The following is a 25910-nucleotide window of genomic DNA, read 5'->3' as shown; positions in this document are numbered from 1 at the left end:
AAAGATATGTTTAAAAAGATTATAATGATGTTTCTCAGCCTCCTTGTCGTAACGACAGCTGGTATCGGGACTTATGCTTGGACAATCTATGGTCAGTCAACAGATGAACTGTCCAAGACTTATAAGGGCTTGGGAAATGAGACAGATGTCATTTCTGCGACTAAGCCCATGACCATCTTGCTGATGGGTGTAGATACAGGGAGCGGATCCCGCGAGGATACTTGGGTCGGGAACAGTGATACCATGATCCTCCTGAGCGTGAATCCAAAGACTAAGAAAACAGTCATGATGAGTTTGGAACGTGATATTCTGACTCAGATTGATGAAAATGGTCAGACAGTTGAAGCTAAGCTGAATGCAGCCTATGCGACAGGCGGAGCAGAGTTAGCCATTTCGACTATTGAGGGCTTGATGAATATCCACATCGACCGCTATATGATGATCAATATGCAGGGCTTGGTTCAGTTAGTAGACGCAGTAGGTGGTATTGAGGTCAATAATACCTTTGACTTCCCAATTTCTATTGAGGATAATGAGCCTGAGTATACTGCCAAGGTTGAGCCAGGCAAGCAAACCATCAATGGTGATCAGGCGCTGGTCTATGCTCGCATGCGTTATCAGGATCCAGAGGGTGACTATGGCCGCCAAAAGCGTCAACGTGAAGTAATTAAGAAAGTGGTTGAAAAAGTTCTCAGTCTCAACAGTGTCAGCCATTATCAGGCTATTTTAAAAGCTGTCAGCAGCAACATGCAGACCAATATCGCGCTTGATTCAAAAAGCATTCCCCAACTGCTAGGCTATCAGGATGCCTTTAAGAACATTAAGTCTGAGCAGCTGCGTGGAGAAGATGCGACCTTGCCTGACGGTGGAAGCTATCAGCTGGTGACGTCAGAGCATTTGCTGAGCATGCAGAATCTAATCCGCAAGTCTCTGGGCTTGGACACAGTTAAGAGTCTGAAGACCAATGCTGTTCTCTATGAAGATATTATGGGTGGCAACAGTCTAAGAAGCAGCAATAGCAGTAGTACAGCTAGTAGCACAGAAAGCTATAGCAATTACCAGAATTCTTATAGTCAGCCTACTTATAATAATGGTTATGAGAATTACTCTTATCCGTCGACAGATACAACAGTTGGAACTACGAATACGACTCCAGTTGCTCCAGCAGCTTCCTCCGCCCCAGCGGCAGATGTCAGTGTCAGCGCCCCACAAAGTCAGCCAGTGGTCAATGCGACTACAGAGTAAAAAGTTAAATATAAAAAGAGGCCGGGACAAAATGTCTTGGTCTCTTTTGGTTATGACGGAAAGCTCTTGACGCAGTGGCTGATTGGAATTATTGTTCCCCTATCATACACCTTTTCTCTATCAAGACTCGTACTTTTCCCAGATGTCTTTGATTTGCTGGATCTGCACCTGAGCTTGGTTTTCAAGGACTTTATATTTATAAGTAAGATCTTGAGCCATGTCTTTGACTTGCTCTTTTTGCTCTTGAATGATGGCAATATTTCGTTGAATACTGGCTAGACTGTCCTTTACTTTGTCTAGGCTATCTGTTGTTTCAATGATTTCTTCTTGGATTTTTTGACGGTTTTCAACTAGCTTGTAGCTGGCTACTGCAGCACCAATAAATAGGAAAATATTTGACAGTTTCATATTCCCTCCTTAAGCTTGCGCAATCTTCTCAGCTAATTCGGCCAGAGCTGGGAAGTCTGGTTCGTGGGCTGCGAAAGTAATTTTCAGATCATCTGCATCACTGTAGCGTGGTGCCAAATGCACATGGGTATGAAAGACAGTTTGTCCAGCAATTTCTTCGTTGTTGTTGATGATATTCATACCAGCTGCACCTGTGGCTTTCATCACCTTACGGGCAATGTCAGGTACGCGAGCAAAGAGCTGACTGGTGTTGTCGGCATCCATATCCAGCACATTTCGGAAATGCTCTTTAGGGACAACCAAGGTATGACCTGGTGTTACCTGGGAAATATCCAGAAAAGCAAGGACTTTCTCGTCTTCATAGACTTTAGAAGAAGGGATTTCTCCGGCAATAATTTTACAAAAAATACAATCAGCCATAAATGGTACCTCTATTCGCTAGATTTTGTTATAATATAAGAACCATTATACCAGAATTCGGAGAAAATATGTTAGAAATCAAAGAGCTTACGGGCGGCTATGTTAATATCCCGGTTTTAAAGGATGTCAGCTTTGAAGTGGGCAATGGCCAGCTGGTTGGTCTGATTGGTCTCAACGGTGCGGGCAAGTCCACGACTATCAATGAGATTATCGGTCTTCTGACGCCTTATAAGGGGCAGATTCAGATTGATGGACTGGAGCTGCGGACCAATCCCAGCGATTACCGCAAGAAGATCGGTTTTATTCCGGAAACGCCTAGTCTCTACGAAGAATTGACCCTGCGCGAGCACATTGAGACGGTAGCTATGGCATACGACATTGAGCAGGAGACGGCTTTTAAGCGCGTGGATAAGCTACTGGAAATGTTCCGACTCAAGGAAAAATTAGATTGGTTCCCTGTTCACTTTTCAAAAGGGATGAAGCAAAAAGTGATGATTATCTGTGCTTTTGTAGTTGATCCCAGCCTTTTTATCGTAGATGAGCCTTTTCTAGGTCTGGATCCGGTAGCTATTGCAGACCTTATCCAGCTCTTGGATGAGGAAAAGAAGAAGGGCAAGTCCATTCTGATGAGCACCCATGTTCTTGACTCTGCCGAGAAGATGTGCGATAGTTTTGTAATCTTGCACAAGGGTCAAGTACGGGCCAAGGGCAGCTTGACTGAGTTGCGGGCTCAATTTCAAATGCCGGATGCTAGTCTGAATGACATCTATCTAGCCCTGACAGAAGAGGCAGTGCTATGAAAGAATTATTTGCCAAACGAAAGCAGGATTTTCGTCAGCAGTGCCTGAAGTACCTGCGTTATGTTTTTAATGATCATTTCGTGCTCTTTCTTCTGATTTTTATGGGATTTTTAGGTGTTCAGTACAGTCAGCTTTTGCGGCATTTTCCGACCAATCACCTCCCCATTATTGCTAGTCTGGTTATTCTATCGGCCTTTATCTTGCCTTTTGGACGGATTGCGACCTATCTGGAAAAGCCGGATGCTCTCTTTCTCTTGGTCAGAGAAGCAGAGGTCAGGGATTTTATCAAAGGCCAAATTCTGCGTTCTTATCTCTTATTCGCAATCATACAAACTGGGATATTGCTGCTGTTGGCTCCGCTTTTTCTGGCTCTGGGATTGCCTGTTTGGGGCTTCGGGCTCTACTGTCTCCTTATGCTAGTCTTGAAATGGTTTTTGTTTCAGGCTAAGGCCAAGAAGTTCTTTGCTGAAAATGGCCTAGATTGGCAGGCTCTGGTAGCTTATGAAGCAGCCCGAAAGCAGACGATTCTGCGATTTTTTGCTCTCTTTACCAATGTTAAAGGCATTTCAAACAGTGTCAAGCGCCGGACTTATCTGGATGGTTTGACGAGGCTTGTGGGCAAGCAGCATAGCAAGACCTGGCAGAATCTCTTTTTGCGCTCTTACTTGCGAAATGGAGACTTCTTTGCTCTGACCTTAAGACTGCTCTTTTTGGCTCTTTTGGCCTTGGTTTTTGTCAGTCAAGCTTGGATTGCTGCAGCTTTTGCGGTCTTGTTCAATTACCTCTTACTCTTCCAGCTGACGGCCCTGTATGAAGCTTTTGACTATCAGTTTTTGACCCAGCTTTTTCCGATAGAAATTGGGGAAAAGCTGAAAGGAGCAAGACAAATTATCACATCTATTGGCAGCAGTGTTCTCTTGACTGAAGTGCTGACTGCTCTGCTCTTTTTCCAAGACAAGACAGCAGTGCTGGCCATGCTGGGAGCAACTGCCCTGCTCTATCTGTTCTATCTGCCGTTTAAGTTACGGAGATTGGTTGACTAAAAGAGGTAAAACTAGTAAAATGATAAAGAAACTTTTTACGGAGGGGAAACATGGACTTGGTTGATAACGAGCTGACCCTGACACCGATAGCTGGTAAGAGCGGAAAGGCCTATATGGGGACTTATCCGGACGGGGGGCGCGTTTTCGTCAAGATGAATACAACCCCTATCTTAGCAGGCTTAGCTCGAGAACAAATCGCACCGCAGCTTTTGTGGAGCCGCCGGATGCCGGACGGCAACGTAATGAGCGGGCAGGAGTGGCTTTCAGGCACTATTCTGACCCCAAATGATATGTCCAAAAAGCAGGTAATCAATATTTTGACACGGCTGCATCGCTCGCGCCCATTGATGACACAGCTGACCAAGCTGGGCTATACACTGGAAACGCCAACTGATTTGCTGAATGCTTGGCTCAATCAAGTGCCGCTTGCTTTGAGAAATAATCAATATCTGCAATCAGTTATCCGCGACCTGCGCCAGACAGTACCGGCCTTTCGTGAGGATTATGCGACCATCGTTCACGGAGATGTGCGCCACAGCAACTGGGTAGAGACCGACAGCGGGCTTATTTACTTGGTGGATTGGGATTCTGTGCGTCTGACAGACAGGATGATGGATGTAGCTCATATTTTGAGCCATTATGTGCCTGATTCAGGCTGGCAAGAGTGGCTGAGTGCTTATGGCTATAAGTATAATCAGACTGTTTTCAATAAGCTATACTGGTTTGGACAGTATTCTTATCTGATGCAGATTGCTAAATACTATGAAAACAATGATTTAGAAAATGTGAACCGGGAGATTTACGCATTACGAAACTTCCGTTCCAAATACGGAAGAGGACAATGAGAGTAAGGAATCGTAAGGGAGCGACGGAACTGCTAGAGGCGCATCCCCAGTATGTGATTTTGAATCCGGCAGACGCCAAGGGCAGATGGCAGGAGATTTTTGGCAACGACCATCCCATTCATGTAGAGGTTGGCAGTGGCAAAGGAGCTTTTGTGTCCGGTATGGCCAAGGCCAATCCTGAGATCAACTACATCGGGATTGATATCCAGAAATCGGTCCTCAGCTATGCCTTGGACAAGGTGCTAGCAACGGATGTGCCCAATATCAAGCTTCTCTGGGTGGACGGTTCGGATCTGACTGATTATTTTGAAGAGGACGAGATTGACCGCCTTTATCTGAACTTCTCAGATCCTTGGCCCAAGAAACGCCATGAAAAGCGCCGTCTGACTTATCAGTCCTTTCTGGCGACCTATCAGCAGATTCTGCCAGAAAATGGAGAAATCCACTTCAAAACGGACAACCGCGGTCTTTTTGAATATAGCTTAGTTAGCTTTTCACAGTATGGTATGAAGTTAAAGGGCGTGTGGTTAGATTTGCATGCCAGCGACTTCGAGGATAATGTCCTGACTGAGTATGAGCAGAAATTTGCTAACAAGGGACAAGTCATCTATCGGGTGGAAGCAGCGTTTGAATAAGAAAGAGTCTTCGAGGAAATACTCCTTGAAGACTTTTTATTGGGAAAGAATTTTACTTTAAAAAAAGAGTATTTTAAATGGCATTCTGTCTTTAAAAGCTTGCACAGCATATTTCCCTTGCATTCTGGGACTTGTCGTGCTATAATACTAGTAATGAATAAGGAAAGAGAGGCGAGGAAGTATCTTCGCCTCTTATCTGTGAGGAGGTGTCGTCATATCGCAACGATTGTTGAATTGGTGAGGGAGGTTATTGAACCAGCCATTCTGGCCCCCTATGAATTAGTCGATATTGAGTACGGAAAGATGGGCGGAGACTACGTTCTCAGTGTCTTTGTAGATAAGCCTGAAGGTATTACGGTCAATGATACAGCGGATTTGACGGATATTATCAGTCCGCTCTTGGATCAAATCAAGCCAGATCCTTTCCCAGAACAGTATTTTCTGGAAGTGACCAGTCCAGGCTTGGAGCGCCCGCTCAAGATCAAGGAACAGCTAGCCGATGCAGTCGGCAGTTATATCCATGTCAGTCTCTATAAGGCTGTTGACAAGCAGAAAGTCTTTGAAGGTACCTTACTGAGCTTTGAAGAGGATGTTTTGCACATGGAATATCTGGACAAGACTCGCAGAAAAGAAGTCGAAATTCCCTACAGTCTGGTTTCCAAAGCCAGATTAGCCGTTAAGTTTTAGCCGCAGAAGCAATATAGAAAAGAAAGGAACACTTTTGTTTCGGCAAAAGTCATATGAAAATGAGTAAAGAAATGCTAGAGGCCTTCCGCATTTTGGAAGAAGACAAAGGAATCAAGAAAGAAGATATCATTGACGCAGTGACCGAGTCACTCCGCTCTGCCTATCGTCGTCGCTATGGTCAGGCAGACAGCGCAGCCATTGAGTTTGACGAAAAGTCAGGAGATTTCCGTGTCTATACTGTTCGCGAAGTCGTGGACGAGGTCTTTGACAGCCGTTTGGAAATCAGTCTCAAAGATGCCTTGGCTATCAGTTCAGCCTATGAATTGGGAGATAAGATCAAGTTTGAAGAAGCGCCAGCTGAATTTGGCCGTGTCGCTGCTCAGTCTGCCAAGCAAACCATCATGGAAAAGATGCGCAAGCAGACCCGAGCAATCACCTACAATACCTACAAAGAACATGAAAATGAAATCATGTCAGGAACTGTGGAGCGCTTTGATAATCGATTTATCTATGTCAATCTTGGCAGCATTGAAGCGCAGCTATCGAAACAAGATCAGATTCCTGGTGAGGTCTTTGCCTCTCATGACCGCATCGAAGTCTTTGTCTACAAGGTAGAAGATAACCCTCGCGGTGTCAATGTCTTTGTCAGCCGCAGCCATCCAGAAATGATCAAGCGCTTGATGGAGCAGGAAATCCCTGAAGTCTATGACGGAACTGTGGAAATCATGAGCGTGTCACGGGAAGCAGGCGATCGGACCAAGGTAGCGGTTCGCAGCCACAACCCTAATGTGGATGCCATTGGAACAATCGTCGGACGCGGTGGAGCCAATATCAAGAAAATTACGAGCAAGTTCCATCCTGCCAAATACGATCCAAAGAGCGGCCGTATGGTGCCGACTGAAGAAAATATCGACGTCATCGAGTGGGTAGCAGATCCAGCTGAATTTATCTACAACGCTATTGCTCCTGCAGAGGTTGACCAAGTTATCTTTAACCAAGAAGATAACAAGCGGGCCTTGGTTGTCGTACCGGACAACAAGCTTTCTCTGGCTATTGGCCGTCGTGGACAGAACGTACGCTTGGCAGCTCATTTGACAGGCTTTAGAATCGATATCAAGTCTGCCACAGAGTTTGAAGAAATGGAAGCAGCCAATGAGCTGGGCGGATTTGCTCAGGAAGCAGAAGAAATTCTTGCGGATGCAGCTGTCTTAGAGACAGAAGTTTCAGCAGCAGAAGCAACTGACTTTGACGCAGCTGCAGAGGAAACTGTACTAGAAACAGCTGGTTTAGAAAGCGAAGCTGAAGAACTAGATTAAGGGGGCTGGAATGGCAAAAACAAGAAAAATCCCTTTAAGAAAATCAGTGGTGTCCAACGAAGTGATTGACAAGCGTGATTTGCTGCGGATTGTCAAGAACAAGGAAGGTCAAGTCTTTATCGATCCGACAGGCAAGGCCAACGGCCGTGGGGCCTATATCAAGCTGGATAATCAGGAAGCCCTTCAGGCCAAGAAGAAGCGGGTCTTTAACCGCAGCTTCAGTATGGAAGTGGACGAGGCTTTCTATGATGAGTTAATCGCTTATGTCGATCATAAGGTCAAAAGAAGAGAGTTAGGTCTTGAATAAAGAGAAACTTGCAAATTTGCTGGGACTGGCTCAGCGGGCTGGCCGCATCATTTCTGGTGAGGAGCTGACTGTCAAAGCTATCCAGGAGGGAAAAGCACATCTGGTCTTTTTGGCCCAGGATGCAGCTCCTAATCTCAGCAAGAAAATCACTGATAAAAGTCGTTACTACCAAGTAGAAGTATCAACCGTGTTTTCAACACTGGAATTAAGCTCTGCTATTGGCAAGGCCAGAAAAGTGCTCGCCGTGACAGATGCTGGTTTTACAAAGAAAATGAGGTCTCTTATGTAATAGAAGAGGAGGACAAGATTTGTCTAAAGTAAGATTGTATGAAATCGCCAAAGAACTGGGAAAAGAAAGCAAGGAGGTAGTGGCTCGTGCTAAGGAGCTGGGACTGGATGTCAAAAGTCATTCGTCTAGCGTAGAAGCTGACGCTGGTGAGCGAATCAAATCCAGCTTTACAAAAGCAGCCGCACCTCAAGCCACTGCAGAAAAGCCTGTAGCAGCTCAGCCGTCACCGCAAAAAACTCCTGCCAAAGAGGCTGCGCCAGTCAAGGCAGAACAGACAGAGGCAAAAGTAACTGCTAAGCCAGAAGCGAAAGTAGAAACAGCGGCGCCTGTCAAGCGCCCGCAAAGCCGGAACTTTAAGGCAGAGCGTGAAGCGAGAGCCAAAGAAGAGGCAGAACGTCGTAAGCAGCAAGGCAACCGCAAACCACAAAATAAAGAGCAAGGCAAGCGTGAGGACCGCGATAATCGAAATAAGAATCGTGGAAACCGCAACGACCGAGATAGGGGCAATCGTCCAAATGACCGTCGCGATAATCGTGGTCAAGACGGCCGCCGAAATGGTCAGAATCATCAAGGATTTAATGGTCAAAACCGCCAACAGCCTCAAGGACCGAAGATTGACTTTAAGGCCCGGGCCGCAGCTTTGAAAGCAGAGCAGAATGCTGAATACGCTCGCTCCAGCGAGGAACGCTTTAAGCAAGCTCAGGAAGCAAAAGAAGTTATGGAACGGCAAAACCGCCGCAAGGAGCAGCCTAAGGCAGAAGCAAGTGCACCAGTTCAGCCTGCACCAGCTCCATCTGCACCAGCAGTGAATCCAAGCCCAGCGCCAGCCGCTGTGGATACGCGTCGTAAGAAGCAAGCTCGACCAGATAAGAAGCGCGATGATTTTGATCGCGAAGAAGAAGGTCCAAGAAAACAACAAAAGAATCGAAGCAGTCAAAATCAAGTGAGAAATCAAAGAAATAGTAATTGGAATAAAAACAAGAAAAATAAAAAAGGAAAGGGCAACAATAATCAGGCACCAAAACCTGTTACAGAACGTAAGTTCCATGAGTTGCCAACTGAATTTGAATATACAGACGGAATGACCGTTGCAGAAATCGCAAAACGGATTAAGCGCGAGCCAGCTGAAATTGTCAAGAAGCTCTTTATGATGGGCGTGATGGCAACGCAAAACCAATCTCTTGACGGCGATACTATTGAGCTCCTTATGGTGGACTACGGTATCGAAGCTAAGAAGAAGGTGGAAGTTGACACAGCTGACATTGAGCGCTTCTTCGTAGAAGAAGGTTATATCAATCAAGATGCCTTGGTAGAGCGTCCGCCGGTTGTAACCATCATGGGACACGTTGACCATGGTAAAACAACCCTCTTGGATACCCTGCGTAACTCTCGCGTAGCAACAGGTGAAGCAGGTGGTATTACTCAGCATATCGGTGCTTACCAGATTGAGGAAAGCGGCAAGAAGATTACTTTCTTGGATACGCCTGGACACGCGGCCTTTACTTCTATGCGGGCCCGCGGTGCCTCTGTTACGGATATCACTATCCTAGTCGTAGCGGCTGATGATGGTGTTATGCCGCAAACGATCGAAGCTATCAACCACTCCAAAGCCGCTGATGTCCCAATCATCGTAGCCATCAACAAGATCGATAAGCCAGGAGCGAATCCTGAGCGCGTGATTGGTGAATTGGCTGAGCACGGTGTCATGTCAACAGCTTGGGGCGGAGATTCTGAGTTTGTTGAAATCTCAGCGAAATTCAATCAAAATATCGACAGCTTGCTGGAAACAGTCCTCTTGGTGGCTGAAATTCAAGAACTCAAGGCAGATCCGACTGTTCGAGCGATTGGTACAGTTATTGAAGCCCGTCTTGATAAAGGAAAAGGTGCTGTCGCAACCCTTCTGGTTCAGCAGGGAACTCTGAATGTGCAGGATCCAATCGTTGTTGGTAATACTTTCGGTCGGGTTCGGGCTATGACCAATGACCTGGGCCGTCGTGTTAAGGTTGCAGGACCATCTACACCGGTTTCTATCACTGGTCTCAATGAAACTCCGATGGCTGGTGACCACTTTGCGGTCTATGAAGATGAAAAAGCTGCGCGTGCAGCCGGTGAAGAACGTGCCAAACGTGCCCTTCTCAAACAGCGTCAAGCTACTCACCGTGTCAGTCTGGAAAATCTCTTTGATACCCTCAAAGCTGGTGAAGTTAAGTCTGTCAATGTTATCATCAAGGCTGATGTGCAAGGTTCTGTAGAAGCCCTGTCTGCTTCCCTGCAGAAGATTGAAGTGGAAGGCGTTAAGATTACCATCGTCCACTCAGCAGTTGGTGCTATCAATGAATCTGACGTGACACTGGCAGAAGCTTCAAATGCCTTCATCATCGGATTTAACGTTCGTCCAACATCTCAAGCTCGCCAGCAGGCAGAAGCTGACGATGTCGAAATCCGTCTCCACAGCATTATCTACAAGGTTATCGAAGAAATGGAAGATGCCATGAAGGGAATGCTGGATCCAGAATACGAAGAAAAAATCATCGGGGAAGCTCTTATCCGCGAGACTTTCAAGGTTTCCAAGGTTGGTACTATCGGTGGATTTATGGTTATCAACGGTAAAGTTACCCGTGATTCCAAGGTTCGCGTTATCCGTGACGGCGTCGTGATTTACGATGGTGAGCTTGCCAGCCTCAAGCACTTCAAGGATGATGTTAAGGAAGTTACCAACGGCCGTGAAGGTGGACTCATGATTGATGGCTACAATGACATCCAAGTAGATGACACGATCGAAGCCTATATCATGGAAGAAATTAAGAAATAAGATAAGAAGTCCGTTAAAAACTCGCAGTGAAATCATTTTTGGTGGAAGTCTGTACTTCTAATCCCACGTTTTTTCACCAAGAGTTTAAAACGAATCTTAATCAACCAAAACAAAACATATAAGCTAGGCTAGGCCTAGCTTATATTGCAGAAGAGAAAAATTAGAAAGGAAATCTCATGGCAAATAATTTTCGTACAGACCGTGTGGGCATGGAAATCAAGCGCGAAGTCAATGAAATTTTGCAGAAGAAAGTTCGTGACCCGCGTGTTCAAGGTGTGACCATTACCGATGTCCAAATGCTGGGCGATCTATCCATGGCCAAGGTCTACTACACGATTATGAGCAATCTCGCCTCTGATAATCAAAAAGCTCAGACCGGTCTGGAAAAAGCGACCGGTACCATCAAGCGAGAGCTGGGTCACAATCTGAAGATGTACAAGATTCCAGATTTGACCTTTATCAAGGACGAATCCATCGAGTATGGCAATAAAATCGACCAGATGCTGCGCGATTTAGATAAAAAATAAAGTAGAAACTCAGCTGTCATGGCTGGGTTTTCTTGTTTTGGCTTCAAGCCAGTTTTTCTCGCAGAGAAAAACAAGAAAACCACCAGCTAAGCTGGTGGCTGCCAAGGCTTTGAGCTTTCATTTCTTTTTCCTGGTATAATCTACTTGTTCAGGTAGGACAAAGGAGGAAAAAGAAATGACTAAAACCAGTTACAGTTTATCACATACCAAATGGATGTGCAAATATCATATCATCTTTACCCCCAAGTACCGCAGAAAAACCATTTACTACAAAATAAGACGAGATCTCATTGAGATTTTTCGTCATCTATGTCAATACAAAGGTGTGGAAATTATTAAGGGACATATGATGCCAGATCATGTTCACATGCTTGTCTTGATTCCTCCAAAACTTTCGATTTCCGATTTCATGGGATATTTGAAAAGCAAGAGTGCTTTGATGATATTTGATAAACATGCCAACCTAAAATATAAGTATGGTAATCGAAAGTTTTGGGCGAGAGGGTACTATGTAAGTACCGTTGGCCTCAATGAAAAGACAGTTGCCAAATATATTCGGGAGCAAGAGAAAAATGACATTGCCCTGGATAAGTTAAGTGTCAAAGAGTACGAGGATCCGTTCTCAGATGGTAGTTTTAGAACAAGATAAAAGCTCGTTTTTACGGGCATTAGTCAAGTAATCATAGCATTAACCTGAACGAAGTTCAGCGAACGTCTTTAGACGTCGCTGTAGGGAAACGGCTTATAGCCGATGTACAAGCCACCCGTTTTCACGGGTGGTTATGACTTTTTAATTTAATATAACAATTTTTCGCAAAAATAGGTATATACCATTTACAAATAAAAAAGAAAGAGTTATAATATAGTCAAGAAAACTCAGAGATTCAAAAGCGGGAGTTAGAAAGCAGCTATAGAAAGATGCTAGCTCTATCACAGAATTCCGCTTTGAATGGCAGAGAATACAGAAGTCAAGAACAAGGGAGGCAGTCTTATGCCTACATATATCAAAGCAGATCAATTTTTCTATCCTCAGGGAATCCGTCAGGGCGGTTATTTAGAACTGATTGACGGCAAATTTGGCAAGCTGGTGCAGTCTGTTCCGCAGGATGCGGAAGTCATAGACTACAGCGGCTACTCAATTGCGCCGGGTCTGGTGGACACGCACATTCATGGCTTTGGCGGTGTTGATGTCATGGACAATAACATCGAAGGAACTCTTCATACCATGAGTGAGGGTCTCTTGACTACCGGTGTGACCAGCTTTTTACCAACAACCCTGACCTCATCCTATGAGCGGCTCTTAGCAGTAACTGAAAATATCGGTGCTCGCTATCAAGAAGCCAGCGGGGCCAAGATTCGCGGTCTCTATTTTGAAGGGCCTTATTTCACCGAGAAGTATAAAGGCGCCCAAAACCCTGCCTATATGAAAGATCCTAGCATGGATGAGTTTCGTGCTTGGCAGAAAGCCGCAAATGGCTTGCTCAATAAGATTGCTCTCGCACCAGAGCGTGATGGCGTGGAGGAATTTGTCCGCACGCTGACTGATGAAGGCGTGACTGTTGCTCTGGGGCATTCTAACGCAACCTATGATGAAGCCAAAACTGCGGTCGAAGCAGGTGCCAGTGTCTGGGTGCATGCATATAATGGTATGCGGGGCTTGACCCACCGGGAGCTGGGCATGGTTGGTGCCATGTACGAGCTGCCTCACACTTATGCGGAGCTGATTTGTGACGGACACCATGTGGATCCTAAGGCCTGTGACATCTTGCTTAAGCAGAAGGGACATGAAAATGTTGCTCTCATTACCGACTGTATGACAGCTGGAGGTCTTGAAGATGGCGACTACATGCTGGGAGAATTTCCAGTGGTTGTGGCGGAAGGAACAGCTCGGCTCAAGTCAACGGGCAATCTAGCTGGCTCTATCCTCAAACTCAAGGACGGATTGAAAAATGTGGTCAAATGGGGCATTGCCAATCCTCATCAGGCAGTTATGATGGCTAGCCTGATTCCAGCAAAATCCGTCCATATTGATGATGTCTGCGGACAGATCAAGGAAGGCTACGCTGCTGATTTTATCGTTTTAGATAAAGATTTAGAGCTGGTAGCTACTTATCTTGATGGTCAAGAACGATTCCATGTATGAGAACCGCAGGTATTTTAAATTAGTCTCCTTATATTTTTCAGAAAGAGCAGGGCAACCTGTTCTTTTTGGTTGGCAGACGCCTTGATAGTCTTCGCCTAGATTTGAATTGCTTTCTTAAGCGTGATATAATGAGACTATAATGCAAACAGGAGTAGGCTATGAAACGAATTGATGCGAAATTTTTGATAATGGGACTTGTTTTACTGCTGGCCGGACTGATGTTTGGACGAATCTTAATCCTTGTCGCAGGAGTAGCTTTCATTATCTATAGCTTTTTCAGTAAAGGGATGGAGCCGACCAAGGAAAATATCTTCAAACCCAAACCAATACTGAAGAGAAAGGAAAAAAAGTGAGCAGTTCTGCTCTTGTGAACACTATAGCAGCTGCCTTGCTGAAGGCAGTAGATGGAACTTGTAAAGGAGACGTGAGATGAGAGAATATCTTTTGAACAATGGTGTAGGCATTCCGGTACTGGGCTTCGGTACTTGGAAGGCTCAGGATGGCGAAGAAGCCTATCAGGCAACATTAGCCGCTCTCAAGGCAGGCTATCGGCACATTGATACGGCAGCTATCTATAAGAACGAAGAGAGTGTCGGACGGGCAATCAAGGACAGCGGCATCCCGCGGAGGGAGCTCTTCATCACGACCAAGCTTTGGAATGACATTCATACTTACGAGGAAGCTCAAGAGGCCTTTGCTGCCTCAATGGAGCGGTTGGGACTGGACTATCTGGATCTCTACCTCATCCACTGGCCGAATCCCAAACCCCTGAGGGAAAACGATGCTTGGAAAAAGCGCAATGCCGAAGTCTGGCGGGCTATGGAAGATCTTTATAATCTCGGTAAGATTCGAGCGATTGGCGTCAGCAATTTCCTGCCTCATCACTTAGAAGCCTTGCTTGAAACAGCGCGCATGACTCCTGCTGTTAATCAAATCCGCCTGGCTCCAGGTGTCTATCAGACAGAAGCGGTGAACTTCTGCCGTGAGCATGAGATTTTACTGGAAGCTTGGGGACCATTTGGTCAAGGCGAGCTCTTCCAAAATCCAGCCGTACAGGCTGTGGCAGACAAGTATGGCAAGACCATTGCACAAGTCGCGCTAGCTTGGAGCTTGCAGGAAGGATTCCTGCCCCTGCCTAAGTCGGTCACTCCGAGCCGGATTGCCAGCAATCTGGACTGCTTTGACATCGAGCTAGATGCTGCGGACTTGGAAGTGCTCAAAAATGTCAGCGGTTTGGCCGGTGGCGCTCCAAATCCGGATGGGATGGATTTTTAGATGCAAATCCGATTCTATCGAAGTTCAGATAGAGAAGCCTTGCAGTCTTACCATTTAACCGACTTGAGATTTACCAATCATCCTAGTCAGGCTGTTGCTGACTTAGAAAATCGCTATGCTATCTTGGGCCTTGTAGAACATCAAATCGTAACCTTTCTGATCTTGGATGCTGGAGAAAAGAAGTTTGCTTATGGCGGTCAGCCAGATAGCCTGCTCCTTCGTAGCTTTTCAACGGATGAAGGCTTTCGGATGCGAGGATACGGTAGTCAGACGCTGAAGCTCTTGCCTGATTTCATAAGAGAGTATTTGCCTATGTATAAAAGCATCATACTAGGTGTCAATGAGAGAAATCAAGTAGCTTCCTATCTCTACCGAGAGACTGGCTTTAGCAAACAGCTCCAACGCATATTAGGACCAGCCGGCTGGCAGGAAGTGTATGAATTAAAAATCTAAAGCTATCCCCAGTTTGAAAAGAGCTGGGGATTTTTAGTATATTAGCTAAAAAATAGCATAATAAATTAGATTTTGATTGCTTGTTTTAAGAGATATCAGTTAATCGATTTTAGCTTCCAAAAATTCTGCTAAATTATCCAAACATGAGTTTGAAATCTGAGAATTAAAATCTAGGTATATCATACTTCAAATAAGCCAACGAATAGCTTGATACTAATATTGCTCAAAGTTCCTAATTGTGTTAAAATTAAAATACGATTTGATTAAAGAGCCATTGCAATACAATTGATATTGTACTTGAGTGGATAGTTTGTTTTATATGTGAATTTCATTAGCTTCTATTCTAGCAAGAGAGTTATCTCGATTTAGTGCAGTTATTGCAGTTTGGAAAAATCAAATTAAAAAACTGAAGATAAAGTAGTTAGATATGTGATTGCTTAGCTTAAAGAAGTAATTACTAGTAAAATAATTTTTATCTTAAGCAAGTTTTATTTTGTTATAAACTAGGAAGGTTTGGTTTAATACATATGGCAGGATTTACAGTTGGTGACACAACAGTTGGCTCACCATTAATCACCCCTGAAATTGAAAAACAATTTAAGGAGGAAGAAAAACTAATCTCTGAAGTTACAGAAGAAACTTTTGAGCCTATTGAAAGAACTGATGAACAAAATGCGGCTGTAGAACAAGTAAAAAATGCCATTGTACTAAGTGATGAAGATCTTATTCTATCATACGGAACACAAGAGTCTAATAGTTTGATGACACTGACAAACAAGACTTTATCGCATGTCAAGGCTTCAGATGTTGGTGACATTGGAGGACTTTTATCTAGCTTAGCTACACAATTAACTGTTTCTGAAGAGGATGGTCCAAAAGGTATTTTTGGGATCTTTAAGAAAGCTAAGGATCATATCAAAACTTTGCAGATTCGATATGAATCTGCTAAAGAAAATATTGACCGAGTAGTTGCAACCCTTGAAAATAACCAGCTGACTTTAATTAAAAACAATAAAGACTTAGAACAGATGAAAGAAGGTAATAGAGAAAATTTCCAAAGATTATCTGTCTATGTGGATGCTGGTAAATTAAAGATTCAAGAAGCTTATCAGTCTGAGTTGCCAGCCTTAGAAGAAGAGGCGAAAAGCGGTGACCAAACAAAGATTAATGAATTGACTGAATATAAAAATTCCTTAAATCTGTTTGAAAAACAAATCCATGACTTAGATGCGCAAATGTCTCTGTCACAAGCAATGGCTATCCAGTTAGAAACATTGACCAATACTAATCGAGGTCTAATCCAAAAGATTAATCGTAGTAAAACGATTATGATTCCAGCTTGGAATATGTACATGATGGCTGCGTTTTATAATACCCAAACGGAAAAAGCTTTGCAAGCAGATCAGTATGTAACCGATGCTACGAACCAATTATTAAAAGATGTCACAAGGAGTCTGCACCAGACAAGTAAGCGTAGTGCAGAACAAAGCGAGCGGGCAGCAATTGATATTACAACCTTAGAGTCTATGACATCTGATATTGTTAATTCATTGAAAGATATTGATGCGGCACAAGCCAAAGGACGAGAATATCGTGAAAGAGCATCGCTTCGTATTGGTGAATTGCGTGAGGAATTAAAAACACAGCTTGTAACAACAATCAATCATACTGATGTGAACGGGTAAAAGTTATGATAAATAAATTTATTATAAGGCATGGTTTAGTATCTGGTGGATTAAGCATATTAACCATCATTCTGTTTAAATTAGTAATGTTTGATAAGGATGATATTATTGTAGAATCAGGTATTAGAACTTATAAAATGATTAATGTTGGTGCATACATCGCCTTGGGGATAACCATTTTGTATGCAGGCTTTGTTATCAAGACTTATATTGCAAGTAAAAGCAAAGAATTACAACTCGTTGCTATTGAAGAAGAACAACGAAAAGATCCATTGTACGATGAAGCATCAATGATTGAAAAATTAACGGGTATTCAAGGAACAATAGAAAATCCTGAATACATTGACTATGCAAAACGTATTTTAAAACAACTGCTTGATGCTAAAGCATTGTCTGATGATTTCGCTGAGATTGTTGAGAATAACGACCAACCGATTATTCAAAATATTGCTAAGGAATTAATTTCTATTCGAGTCCGTATTCTACAAGATGCCAAAAGCATTTATCGTCGATTAATTATTGCGAAAGATGCTGAAAATATTGAAGCTAAATTAATTCATAATAATAAGTTGCTTGATGATGCAGATAGTTTAATTGTTGAAGCGATTAACTATATTGATGTAAAAACATCAACAAGTGAAATTGATCTGAAGAACTTGACAGAATCACTCAAAGAGCTTATTAAACTTATTTAGAAGGAGTTTATTTATGAAACTTAAAAAAACCTCTCTGTTTCTTGCGCTTGGTGCGAGTTTATTTTTAACTGCTTGTTCTGGTGATGGACCTATCAATTCCAAACTATCAGAAAAAGATGCTAAAACGGAAGTCGAAGCTTACTATAAGAAAATCGATCCCAAGATTGCAGAGTTGAAAAAAGATATTTCAAATACTTCCTTGCAGGAAAATGAAGAATTGCCAGATATTGATGCAACTTATCCTTATACCGTGAAAGGTAGTGGAGAAATCAATGCTGAAATCTTTGTCAGTTCCGAAAAAGCAGGCAGCGGTAAAGATGGTATTTTGAATGAAATTGCTGAAAGCTTTAATAACCAGCACCAAACGATTGATGGGAAAACAGTCAGCGTATCGATTCGTTCTATCCCTTCAGGAACATCAGTCGATTATATCGCAAGTAAAAATCATGTGCCAGATGGCTATACTCCATCAAATCAACAATGGAATTATATTTTAAATGCACGTGGAACAGCTACCACTCAGATTTCAGAACGGTTATTCGGTAACACCAGTGGACTCTTAATGAAAAAAAATGTCTATGATGAGATTAAGAAAGCCTATGGTGACGTGACTGTTGAAAACTTAGCCAAAGCTGTGAAAGACGGGAAATTGCTAGGCTATACAAATCCTTACACCTCATCAACAGGTTTGAGTTTGTTATCGCAATTACTGTTTACCTTTGATAAAGAAAATCCAATTAGTGACAAAGCTAAAACAGAGTTCCAACAATTTCAAAATAACATTCCATCTACATTTGTAACGACAACTCAGTTGCGCGAAGCAGCAAAAAATGGTAGCGCTGATATTCTGTCTATCTCCTATCAAACCTATATCAATACTCCGGAATTCAGTGATTATGAATATGTTCCTTTTGGTATTCGTCAGGATTCACCGCTTTATGCAACAACAAATGATGCTACTAAACAAGAAGTATTGAAGAAATTCTCTAGCTATATTCTTGAAGGAAATAATCAATCAAAAGCGACATCATATGGTTTTAATAAACTGGATGATTATAGTTTTGAAGAACAAACGACTGACGGAAATCTGCTGATGTCCATGCAGAACCTTTGGAAAAAGAATAAGAATAATAGCCAACCTATTGTCGGTGTATTTGTAACAGATGTATCTGGCTCTATGGATGGTGAGCCGATGAACAATTTGAAGAAGTCATTGCTAAATTCCCTGCAATATATCAATGAAGAAAATCAAATAGGTCTAGTTTCATATAGTGATGATGTGACTATTAATGTTCCGATTGACACTATGAATAGCACGCAAAAATCATACTTCACATCTGCCATTAAAGGATTGACGCCATCTGGTGGAACAGCCACTTATGATGGAACGCTTGTAGCGGTGAAGATGATTTTGGATAAAATGAAAGAAAATCCAGGTGCTAGACCTGTTATCTTTGTTCTATCAGACGGTCAGACTAATGGCGGCTATGAATTTGAACGAGTTGAACCCATTATTAAAGCTTTAGGTATTACGGTTAATACCATTGGTTACAATGCAGATTTGAAAGAATTAACCAAGCTGTCTAAAATTAATGAATCTGTTTCTATTGATGCATCAAATGATGATGTTATATATAAATTAAAAGAATTGTTTAATGCTGAATTTTAATAAATTCAGCTTTAAATTTGAGTGTTAGATTATTATTAAATAAAGGATTAGTGTAAAAAAATAATGACAAGTAATAAAAAAATTCCAGTTGTAACCAGCCCCTTGCGTGATTCTATTATTGCAATGCCATCTTGTATCAAGGAGGCGTCAGGGATCATAATCTATGGGAAACGTATTAAATCAATTGTCTATTCCCTAGATGTTTCTCTTATTGCCAATACGAATGCAGATGCTATTCTATGTGTGTACCCCTTTACACCAAATACCCAGATTTTAAATGCAGTTTCACTAGTTGCGAAGGCTCCGATTTTAGTTGGTGTTGGAGGTGGTTTGACTAGTGGTGATCGTTCAGCTCGACTAGCCTCTCACGCAGAAGAAAACAATGCTGGGGGAATTGTACTCAATGGACCAGTTGACATTGAAACAACAAAAGCTGTCCGGACCTATGTCGATATCCCCCTGATTTATACAGTAATTGATAAATCTCGACCGCTGGGACCTTACCTTGAGGCTGGTGTGAATATTTTCAATGTCAGCGGCGGAAAAGATACGGTTGAATTAGTAAAATGGGTAAGAGAACAATACCCAGATGTTCCTATTATTGCTTCTGGTGGTAAAACAGAAGAAAATATCTTAGACACCATTGCAGCTGGTGCCAATGCAATTACCTATACTGCTTATGGAATGATGGAACGGTACTTCCATAAGAAAATGGAAATTTATCGTAGTGATAGTGAATAACATTTCAGGATTAATAAGCCCTAAAATTACTAGTCATTGGTCGGTTTAGTTTCAATGAGTTTTAGGTACTATTTACAATATAAAATAAATCTCTCGGTCATAAATGAATCGAGAGTTTTTCTTATTTCCGGATTTTAAACTGTATTTATTCTATGTTTCAAATAAATAGATGCTTAAAACTTTATTATATAGCTGTTATTGACTATAATGTTCGTCATTATTACATTTTGGTTACATTTGTTATAAGTGTATGAATTGTCAGAAAATTTTTATTATAATATGGTTTATAAATAAAGTAAGGAGACTTCTATGCAAAGACAACGTTTTTCACTCCGTAAATATAAGTTCGGTTTGGCTTCTGTTCTCCTGGGAACTGCTCTAGTTTTTGGTGCTGGACAGGCTCAGGCGGATGAGCAGGCGACAGCTAGTTCGTCAGGGCAAGGTCAGACGACTGCCGCTGTGGTATCAGCGACTGAGCCTGCTTCTCAAGCAACTACACCTGAGAATCAGCCGGCAAGTTCAGCTACTGTGGAGAAAGTACCAGCTTCTTCTGAATCGGCTGCTTCAAGTACAGAGCAGGCTAGCCAGCCTTCTACGACAGAGGCTAAGGAAGCAGTTGCAGCTCCTGTAGAAAAAGGAGCGACTTCTTCATCAGAAGAGGCTTCTTCAAGTGCTGAGAAGGTAACTCAGGCATCTGCCACAGAGACCAAACCGACAGATCCGGCTAGTCCGACTGCAGAGTCTCCGTCAGCCGCAAACTCAGAAAAGCCTGCTGCTAATCCTGATGCAGTAGCAGAGTCACCAACTTCTCGGGATGCTAAACCAAACAGCATCAGTACCAATGAGATTATCAAGGTTCCTCAGACCTGGTCTCAAGGCTACAAAGGTCAAGGCCGTGTGGTAGCGATTATTGACTCAGGTCTGGATGTCCATCATGAGGTTCTGAAGATTTCTGATCCATCAAAGGCCAAGTATCAGACAGAGGCAGCTCTGGAAGAAGCCAAGAAAAAGGCCGGCATTGACTACGGGAAGTGGTACAACAGCAAGGTTGTCTATGCCTATAACTATATTGACGGTGATGACAATATCAAGGAAAAGAATAGCTACTCACATGGTATGCACGTAACGGGGATTACAGCGGGAAATCCCAACAAGAAAGCTCCTAATGACGAGTATGTCTATGGTGTTGCGCCAGAAGCACAAGTTATGTTTATGCGGGTCTTCTCAGACCGTCAACGCACAACTAGCGACGCTATCTATATCAAAGCTATTGATGATGCGGTGGCTTTGGGGGCTGATACCATCAATATGAGTCTAGGTTCAGCAACAGGTTCAACGGTTGATGTCAGCCCTAGTCTGCAGGCCGCTATTGAGCGTGCTCGAGCCAAGGGGGTGAGCGTTGTCATTGCAGCGGGTAATGACAACACCTTCGGAAGTGAATACTCTAAACCGCTGGTTGAAAATCCAGACTATGGTCTAGTTGGCAGTCCTTCAACAGCAGAAAGCTCTATCTCAGTCGCTTCTGTCAATAACACTGTTCTGACAGAGGAAGTCATGGAAGTTCGTGGTCTGGAAAAGAACGATAAGCTTTTGAACGGTCATTTCAGCTACTCCATGGGTGAGACAAATGCAACCTTTGAAAAGGGCAAGGAATATGAGTATGTTCATGTTGGTCTTGGCCGTGAAGAGGACTTTGCTGGTAAGGATCTGACAGGTAAGCTGGCTCTTATCCAGCGTGGTTCCTTTACCTTTGCTGAAAAAGTTAGAAATGCCATTAGCCATGGTGCTATTGGTGCTCTGATCTACAATAATGTCGACGGAGCTAACCTAACGATGAGCCTAGACAGTGAATCTAAAAAGGTTCCGTCAGCCTTTATCAGTAAGAAATATGGAGAGGCTTTAGCAGCTGGTAACTACAAGGTGGCCTTTAATGGACTTAAGGTCAATCGGCCGCATCCAGGAGCAGGTAGTCTGTCTGACTTCTCTAGTTGGGGTGTAACGACAGATGGCTTGCTCAAGCCAGATGTGACAGCACCAGGTGGCGATATTTACTCTTCACTTAACGACAATACCTATGGAAATATGCAGGGAACCAGTATGGCTACCCCTCATGTGGCTGGTGTAGCGGCTCTGGTCAAGGAATATCTCCTTCAGCACTATCCAGACCTGACACCTGCCCAGAATGCCGATTTGGTCAAAGCGCTCATCATGTCCACAGCCAAGCTGCACGTCAATAAGGAAACAGGTGTCCATACCTCTCCGCGTCAGCAGGGAGCTGGTATCGTAGATACGGCAGCGGCTATTTCTACGGGCCTCTATGTGACAGGGGATAACCAATATCCTAGCGTTTCCTTGGGCAATGTCCAAGACAGCTTCACCTTTGATGTTACGGTTCATAATATCACGGATAAGGATCGGACACTGAAGATGATTGTCAATACCAACACGGATGCGGTCAAGGATGGCTACTTTACCCTGACACCTCGCAAACTAACTGAAACGGTCTGGCCAGAAGTTACGGTCAAGGCTCACAGCAGCCAAAAAGTGACGGTCAAGGTAAATACTGCTAAGTTTGCGGAAGAGCTGCTCAAGCAGATGCCGAATGGCTATTTCCTAGAAGGCTTTGTCCGCTTTGTCGATCCAGCAGATGACGGCGATGTTGTTAGTCTGCCATTTATGGGCTTCCGTGGGCAATTCCAAGATCTTCCAGCTGTAGAAAGACCAATCTATGATCTGGTCCAAGAAGGCAAGTCAGGCTTCTATTACCCAGTGCCAGAGGACAAGAGTATCCTGTCTGATGACAATGTCTCTTCGCTTGTGACGGAATCCAATGACAAGCTCTATTCGACCGGTCGAACAGCTGCTCGCAGCTCAATTGTACTGGGAACTGCAGAAAATGCTAATGGTAAGCATGTGCTGCAGCTGGGGGCAGATGGCAAGATTCGTCTAGCCTTCTCACCTAATGGTGATGGCAATCAGGACAGCATCCAGTATCGGACAGTTCTCTATCGTAATATCAATAATCTGACAGCTAGTGTCTATACGGCAGATGATAAGGACTATCGCTTCCCAATCTGGCAGAGCAGCACGATTAGAGAAAGCCGCAAGAACTATTATAGTGGTCAGTCAGACAATCCTAAGTCCTACCTACTAGAAGATACATACTGGGATGGTCGTGATAGCAAGGGTGAGAAGCTGGAAGATGGCCTCTATACCTATGTGGTTCGCTATACGCCAGATGTACCAGGTGCTAAAGAGCAGCAGATTAGCTTTAACCTGCAGATTGATAATCAGAAGCCTTTGATTAGCTCAGGCTATATCAGTACCAAGGATGGTGCGGAAACCTTTACGGCTCGTAAGCCAAAAGATGTTGGCAACGGCGGTATTTTGAGAGAACAGGTCTTCTATCTGCAAGCAGATGAAAAAGGGAAAGAGACCTATAAAGCAGTGGATGATTTTGGTATTGAGCGTGATTACGAGCGTCGGGTTTACATCTCAGCCAATGCAGATGGCAGCTACACCTTGCCAAAAGGAGTGGACAAGTCCAAGATCTTCTATGTGGTAGAGGACTATGCGGGTAACCGTGATGCCATAGCTCTGTCAGAGCTAGTCAGTGCTGAAAATGATGGTCGTATCCGTGTCGCTCTGGTGGATGCCAATACGCGTCAAGATGTGCATTCGACCTTTGTCTATCGAATCAAGGATAGCAAGGGCAAGTATGTCGAACTGGACAAAGGCAAGCAAATTAATGCTCTGCCATTTGGACGCTACACAGCTGAGATCTTTACTTATGATAAGGATGAGCTTCGTTTTTACAGCGCTCTGACTCAGGAGTTTGAGCTGACAGCCCAAGATAGCTTTAAGACGATTGAGTTTCTGGTCAAGAAGCTGGTCTTTGCACCGGTCAGCGTTGCCTTTGATCAAGCTGTTCCGAAGAATACTCAAGTGGTTCTCAAGAATAACAATGGCGATGCCTATACGCTTCCAGCAGAACTGTTTGGCAAGCATGCCTTCGGAAGATCCGTAGCAGCTGGATTCTACTCTGTCTTTGTCAACCTGCCGACTGGTTATGAGCTCTGGGAAAATGAGCCGACAGTTGAGGTCAAAGAAGGCAAGAATAACCTGCTGAAGTTGGGAGTTATCGTCAAGTCAGGCTTGCTGTCGGCTGTCAATCAGCAGTCTAGTCTAGTCGGCACTGCTCAGTATTACAATGCTTCTGCAACGAAGCGCACAGCTTACGACCAAGCATATCAGGCAGCCAAGGAAGCTTTGACAAGTAAACTGACCCAAGCGCAAGTTGATGCCGTAAGAGGTAAGCTAGAAACAGCATCTGCTGCTCTAGACGGCAAGGACTCTGATATTGCTGCGGTTAAAGCAGCTGTGGAAGCTTATGCAGCTACCACTAAGACAGGTGCTTATGCCAATGCCAAGGATAGAACTCGCCGTGCTTATGATAAGGCCTTCCAAGCAGTTGCTCTGCTCTTGGTGCAGGACAAGGTGACCCAGGAGCAAATTGATACTGCTCTAGCTCAGTTGACTACAGCAGAGAAGAAGCTGGATGGCAAGGTGACCAACTTCGCTAACCTCAAGAAATTAGTTGATGATGAAGTGCATTACCAAGCCATCAGCAATAAATTCATCTATGCTACTGACGCGGTTAAGGCAGCTTATCTAGAGGCTTATGCACAGGCAAAGGCAGTCTTGGCGGATCCAGGTGCTAGCCAGGAAGATGTCAAAGCAGCTATTGCCAACCTCAGAGAGGCAAAAAGAAAACTCGATGGCAGAAAGCCAAGAGTCGTAAGACCGAAAAAACCTAGACAAGCTTAATTAGTTTTCAAGTCAGTTAAAATCCCTTAAGTTGAAACTTGAGGGATTTTTCGATAAGTATTTTACATTGGCCCTATTTTCTGCTATAATCTTTTTTAGAAAGAATTCTCATTGTCTACTTTTTAGCGAGTTCGGGATAGTGTGAGCCGGATAGGGAAGCAGTGCAGGTGGCGCTTTCAGTTATAATTTCAAAAGCAATGAAGTAATAAATTAGGGTGGAACCGCGTTTTGACGCCCCTAGGTTGAAGAGCCTAGGACTGTCGGATGTGGTTCTTTTGCGTACTGAGTCTATTGTTCGAAAGAAAGGAGATTCGTGGAGAACCTTTATCTTGTAAAAGACGAGAACCAATTAGCAGCTTTTCGAGATTTCGTCGCAAAGAATGCCGCAAAGTTGCAGGGTTATCTAGCTTTTTTAAAAGACGAGTTTGCGGTTTATGACTTGCCGCAAGCCATCATTTGGTCTGATTTTGATTCTGCTACGCAGATCATTCGGGAAATTCCTGTACCAGCCTATACAAATGATAGGCGGATGGTTATGACTCCCGAATTGACGGTTTGGAAAGATTTATATCTTCTTCAGTTGGAGAATTACGAGACCTCTCACCAAACTCAAGCAATAGCCAACCACTATCAGTCTTTGTCTGAAAATTCTCTCTTACAGATTGTGGGCCATGAGTTAGCTCATTGGTCGGAGCATTTTTTAGATGACTTTGATGGATACGGTGCCTATATCTGGTTTGAAGAAGGGATGGTTGAGTATATTAGCCGTAAGTATTTCTTTACAATTGAGGAATTTCGAGTGGAAAAAGCTTGTAATCAGTCTCTCGTAAAGCTCTTTCAGAAAAAGCACGGTTGGCACTCATTGAATGATTTCGGCACTTCGACTTATCAAGGGAATTATGCTAGTATTTTTTACGAATACTGGCGCAGTTTTTTGACAGTTGACAAGCTAGTAAAAAATCTAGGCAGTGTGCAAGCGGTCTTTGATTCTTATCATCGGTGGGCAAACACAGATAAAACACTTCCCTTGTTGGATTGGTTCATAGAGCAGAAAATAATAGACAAAGAGATATAAACAAAAGGAGTAA

The 25910-nt window shown here is 43.5% G+C and carries 23 protein-coding genes and 1 pseudogene; 22 read left to right on the top strand and 2 right to left on the bottom strand.

Annotation, left to right across the window (positions count from 1 at the left end; all coding sequences use genetic code 11):
• Positions 1-6: 6 nt before the first annotated feature.
• Positions 7-1245, top strand: a complete 1239-nt coding sequence (gene brpA / locus RP262_RS03695) for a biofilm formation/cell division transcriptional regulator BrpA (protein ID WP_311154361.1) — start codon at positions 7-9, stop codon at positions 1243-1245.
• Between the two features lie 120 nt (positions 1246-1365).
• Here the strand turns inward: brpA and RP262_RS03690 are convergent, their stop codons facing one another.
• Both RP262_RS03690 and RP262_RS03685 read right to left on the bottom strand, forming a co-directional pair.
• Positions 1366-1653 (bottom strand): hypothetical protein, encoded by a 288-nt coding sequence (locus tag RP262_RS03690; RefSeq protein WP_125341586.1) that lies wholly within the window; start codon positions 1651-1653, stop codon positions 1366-1368.
• A 9-nt stretch (positions 1654-1662) separates the two neighbouring features.
• Entirely contained in the window at positions 1663-2073 is a 411-nt protein-coding gene (locus tag RP262_RS03685) for an HIT family protein (RefSeq protein ID WP_002920089.1), read from the bottom strand.
• A 68-nt stretch (positions 2074-2141) separates the two neighbouring features.
• Here RP262_RS03685 and RP262_RS03680 point away from each other — a divergent pair, with 68 nt between their 5' ends.
• From RP262_RS03680 to RP262_RS03580, 21 genes and pseudogenes are all read left to right on the top strand, one after another.
• Complete coding sequence (locus tag RP262_RS03680; RefSeq protein WP_295505217.1) at positions 2142-2873, top strand: ABC transporter ATP-binding protein; 732 nt, start codon at positions 2142-2144, stop codon at positions 2871-2873.
• Positions 2870-3916 carry an ABC transporter permease gene (locus RP262_RS03675; protein ID WP_295505218.1) on the top strand — a complete coding sequence of 349 codons (1047 nt, stop codon included), beginning with the start codon at positions 2870-2872 and terminating at the stop codon, positions 3914-3916. Before RP262_RS03680 ends, RP262_RS03675 begins: the two co-directional genes overlap by 4 nt.
• 50 nt (positions 3917-3966) lie before the next feature.
• The gene (gene ccrZ, locus RP262_RS03670) at positions 3967-4761 is read left to right on the top strand and encodes a cell cycle regulator CcrZ (RefSeq protein ID WP_002893562.1); all 795 of its coding nucleotides are present in this window, start codon (positions 3967-3969) and stop codon (positions 4759-4761) included.
• Positions 4758-5396 (top strand): tRNA (guanosine(46)-N7)-methyltransferase TrmB, encoded by a 639-nt coding sequence (gene trmB, locus RP262_RS03665; RefSeq protein ID WP_311154360.1) that lies wholly within the window; start codon positions 4758-4760, stop codon positions 5394-5396. Before ccrZ ends, trmB begins: the two co-directional genes overlap by 4 nt.
• Positions 5397-5594: 198 nt before the next feature.
• A complete protein-coding gene (rimP, locus tag RP262_RS03660) occupies positions 5595-6083 on the top strand; it encodes a ribosome maturation factor RimP (RefSeq protein ID WP_049542830.1) in 489 nt (162 codons plus the stop codon).
• A gap of 59 nt (positions 6084-6142) precedes the next feature.
• Positions 6143-7241 (top strand): annotated as a pseudogene (gene nusA / locus RP262_RS03655) (transcription termination factor NusA); the annotation flags it as partial.
• A gap of 168 nt (positions 7242-7409) precedes the next feature.
• Positions 7410-7706: an RNase P modulator RnpM gene (rnpM, locus tag RP262_RS03650; protein WP_002893558.1), complete on the top strand. Its 297-nt coding sequence runs from the start codon at positions 7410-7412 to the stop codon at positions 7704-7706.
• Complete coding sequence (locus tag RP262_RS03645) at positions 7699-7995, top strand: YlxQ-related RNA-binding protein (RefSeq protein ID WP_002893557.1); 297 nt, start codon at positions 7699-7701, stop codon at positions 7993-7995. The genes rnpM and RP262_RS03645 overlap by 8 nt, the downstream gene beginning before the upstream one ends.
• 19 nt (positions 7996-8014) lie before the next feature.
• Positions 8015-10807, top strand: coding sequence for a translation initiation factor IF-2 (gene infB / locus RP262_RS03640; protein WP_311154359.1), 2793 nt, complete (start codon positions 8015-8017; stop codon positions 10805-10807).
• 176 nt (positions 10808-10983) lie between these two features.
• Entirely contained in the window at positions 10984-11334 is a 351-nt protein-coding gene (gene rbfA, locus RP262_RS03635) for a 30S ribosome-binding factor RbfA (RefSeq protein ID WP_311154358.1), read from the top strand.
• A gap of 175 nt (positions 11335-11509) precedes the next feature.
• The gene (gene tnpA, locus RP262_RS03630) at positions 11510-11983 is read left to right on the top strand and encodes an IS200/IS605 family transposase (protein ID WP_311154357.1); all 474 of its coding nucleotides are present in this window, start codon (positions 11510-11512) and stop codon (positions 11981-11983) included.
• A gap of 342 nt (positions 11984-12325) precedes the next feature.
• Positions 12326-13477 (top strand): N-acetylglucosamine-6-phosphate deacetylase, encoded by a 1152-nt coding sequence (nagA, locus tag RP262_RS03625; protein WP_311154356.1) that lies wholly within the window; start codon positions 12326-12328, stop codon positions 13475-13477.
• A 158-nt stretch (positions 13478-13635) separates the two neighbouring features.
• Entirely contained in the window at positions 13636-13830 is a 195-nt protein-coding gene (locus RP262_RS03620; RefSeq protein WP_311154355.1) for a hypothetical protein, read from the top strand.
• Positions 13831-13906: 76 nt separating this feature from the next.
• On the top strand, positions 13907-14752 hold the full coding sequence (locus RP262_RS03615; protein ID WP_311154354.1) for an aldo/keto reductase: 846 nt from the start codon (positions 13907-13909) through the stop codon (positions 14750-14752).
• Positions 14753-15205, top strand: coding sequence for an acetyltransferase (locus RP262_RS03610; RefSeq protein WP_311154353.1), 453 nt, complete (start codon positions 14753-14755; stop codon positions 15203-15205).
• A 527-nt stretch (positions 15206-15732) separates the two neighbouring features.
• Positions 15733-16890, top strand: coding sequence for a toxic anion resistance protein (locus tag RP262_RS03605; protein WP_311154352.1), 1158 nt, complete (start codon positions 15733-15735; stop codon positions 16888-16890).
• Positions 16891-16895: 5 nt separating this feature from the next.
• On the top strand, positions 16896-17585 hold the full coding sequence (locus RP262_RS03600) for a hypothetical protein (RefSeq protein WP_311154351.1): 690 nt from the start codon (positions 16896-16898) through the stop codon (positions 17583-17585).
• A gap of 13 nt (positions 17586-17598) precedes the next feature.
• Positions 17599-19254 carry a VWA domain-containing protein gene (locus tag RP262_RS03595; protein WP_311154350.1) on the top strand — a complete coding sequence of 552 codons (1656 nt, stop codon included), beginning with the start codon at positions 17599-17601 and terminating at the stop codon, positions 19252-19254.
• Between the two features lie 63 nt (positions 19255-19317).
• A complete protein-coding gene (locus tag RP262_RS03590; RefSeq protein WP_009659035.1) occupies positions 19318-19995 on the top strand; it encodes a hydrolase in 678 nt (225 codons plus the stop codon).
• A gap of 309 nt (positions 19996-20304) precedes the next feature.
• Positions 20305-24822: a S8 family serine peptidase gene (locus RP262_RS03585; protein WP_311154349.1), complete on the top strand. Its 4518-nt coding sequence runs from the start codon at positions 20305-20307 to the stop codon at positions 24820-24822.
• 313 nt (positions 24823-25135) lie between these two features.
• Positions 25136-25897: an elongation factor Tu gene (locus tag RP262_RS03580; RefSeq protein ID WP_311154348.1), complete on the top strand. Its 762-nt coding sequence runs from the start codon at positions 25136-25138 to the stop codon at positions 25895-25897.
• Positions 25898-25910: the final 13 nt, after the last annotated feature.

Origin of the sequence: uncultured Streptococcus sp. (assembly GCF_963456385.1) — a bacterium.
Classification (GTDB): Bacteria; Bacillota; Bacilli; order Lactobacillales; family Streptococcaceae; genus Streptococcus.
Note: the sequence above shows the minus strand (reverse complement) of the source record. Positions and strands in the feature narration are given on the sequence as shown.

What these genes read in the sequence shown, in the direction of transcription:
- brpA (WP_311154361.1), top strand. Translation starts at nt 7, where the DNA reads ATGTTTAAAAAGATTATAATGATGTTTCTCAGCCTCCTTGTCGTAACG.
- RP262_RS03690 (WP_125341586.1), bottom strand. Translation starts at nt 1,653, where the DNA reads ATGAAACTGTCAAATATTTTCCTATTTATTGGTGCTGCAGTAGCCAGC.
- RP262_RS03685 (WP_002920089.1), bottom strand. Translation starts at nt 2,073, where the DNA reads ATGGCTGATTGTATTTTTTGTAAAATTATTGCCGGAGAAATCCCTTCT.
- RP262_RS03680 (WP_295505217.1), top strand. Translation starts at nt 2,142, where the DNA reads ATGTTAGAAATCAAAGAGCTTACGGGCGGCTATGTTAATATCCCGGTT.
- RP262_RS03675 (WP_295505218.1), top strand. Translation starts at nt 2,870, where the DNA reads ATGAAAGAATTATTTGCCAAACGAAAGCAGGATTTTCGTCAGCAGTGC.
- ccrZ (WP_002893562.1), top strand. Translation starts at nt 3,967, where the DNA reads ATGGACTTGGTTGATAACGAGCTGACCCTGACACCGATAGCTGGTAAG.
- trmB (WP_311154360.1), top strand. Translation starts at nt 4,758, where the DNA reads ATGAGAGTAAGGAATCGTAAGGGAGCGACGGAACTGCTAGAGGCGCAT.
- rnpM (WP_002893558.1), top strand. Translation starts at nt 7,410, where the DNA reads ATGGCAAAAACAAGAAAAATCCCTTTAAGAAAATCAGTGGTGTCCAAC.
- rbfA (WP_311154358.1), top strand. Translation starts at nt 10,984, where the DNA reads ATGGCAAATAATTTTCGTACAGACCGTGTGGGCATGGAAATCAAGCGC.
- tnpA (WP_311154357.1), top strand. Translation starts at nt 11,510, where the DNA reads ATGACTAAAACCAGTTACAGTTTATCACATACCAAATGGATGTGCAAA.
- nagA (WP_311154356.1), top strand. Translation starts at nt 12,326, where the DNA reads ATGCCTACATATATCAAAGCAGATCAATTTTTCTATCCTCAGGGAATC.
- RP262_RS03620 (WP_311154355.1), top strand. Translation starts at nt 13,636, where the DNA reads ATGAAACGAATTGATGCGAAATTTTTGATAATGGGACTTGTTTTACTG.
- RP262_RS03615 (WP_311154354.1), top strand. Translation starts at nt 13,907, where the DNA reads ATGAGAGAATATCTTTTGAACAATGGTGTAGGCATTCCGGTACTGGGC.
- RP262_RS03610 (WP_311154353.1), top strand. Translation starts at nt 14,753, where the DNA reads ATGCAAATCCGATTCTATCGAAGTTCAGATAGAGAAGCCTTGCAGTCT.
- RP262_RS03605 (WP_311154352.1), top strand. Translation starts at nt 15,733, where the DNA reads ATGGCAGGATTTACAGTTGGTGACACAACAGTTGGCTCACCATTAATC.
- RP262_RS03600 (WP_311154351.1), top strand. Translation starts at nt 16,896, where the DNA reads ATGATAAATAAATTTATTATAAGGCATGGTTTAGTATCTGGTGGATTA.
- RP262_RS03595 (WP_311154350.1), top strand. Translation starts at nt 17,599, where the DNA reads ATGAAACTTAAAAAAACCTCTCTGTTTCTTGCGCTTGGTGCGAGTTTA.
- RP262_RS03590 (WP_009659035.1), top strand. Translation starts at nt 19,318, where the DNA reads ATGACAAGTAATAAAAAAATTCCAGTTGTAACCAGCCCCTTGCGTGAT.
- RP262_RS03585 (WP_311154349.1), top strand. Translation starts at nt 20,305, where the DNA reads ATGCAAAGACAACGTTTTTCACTCCGTAAATATAAGTTCGGTTTGGCT.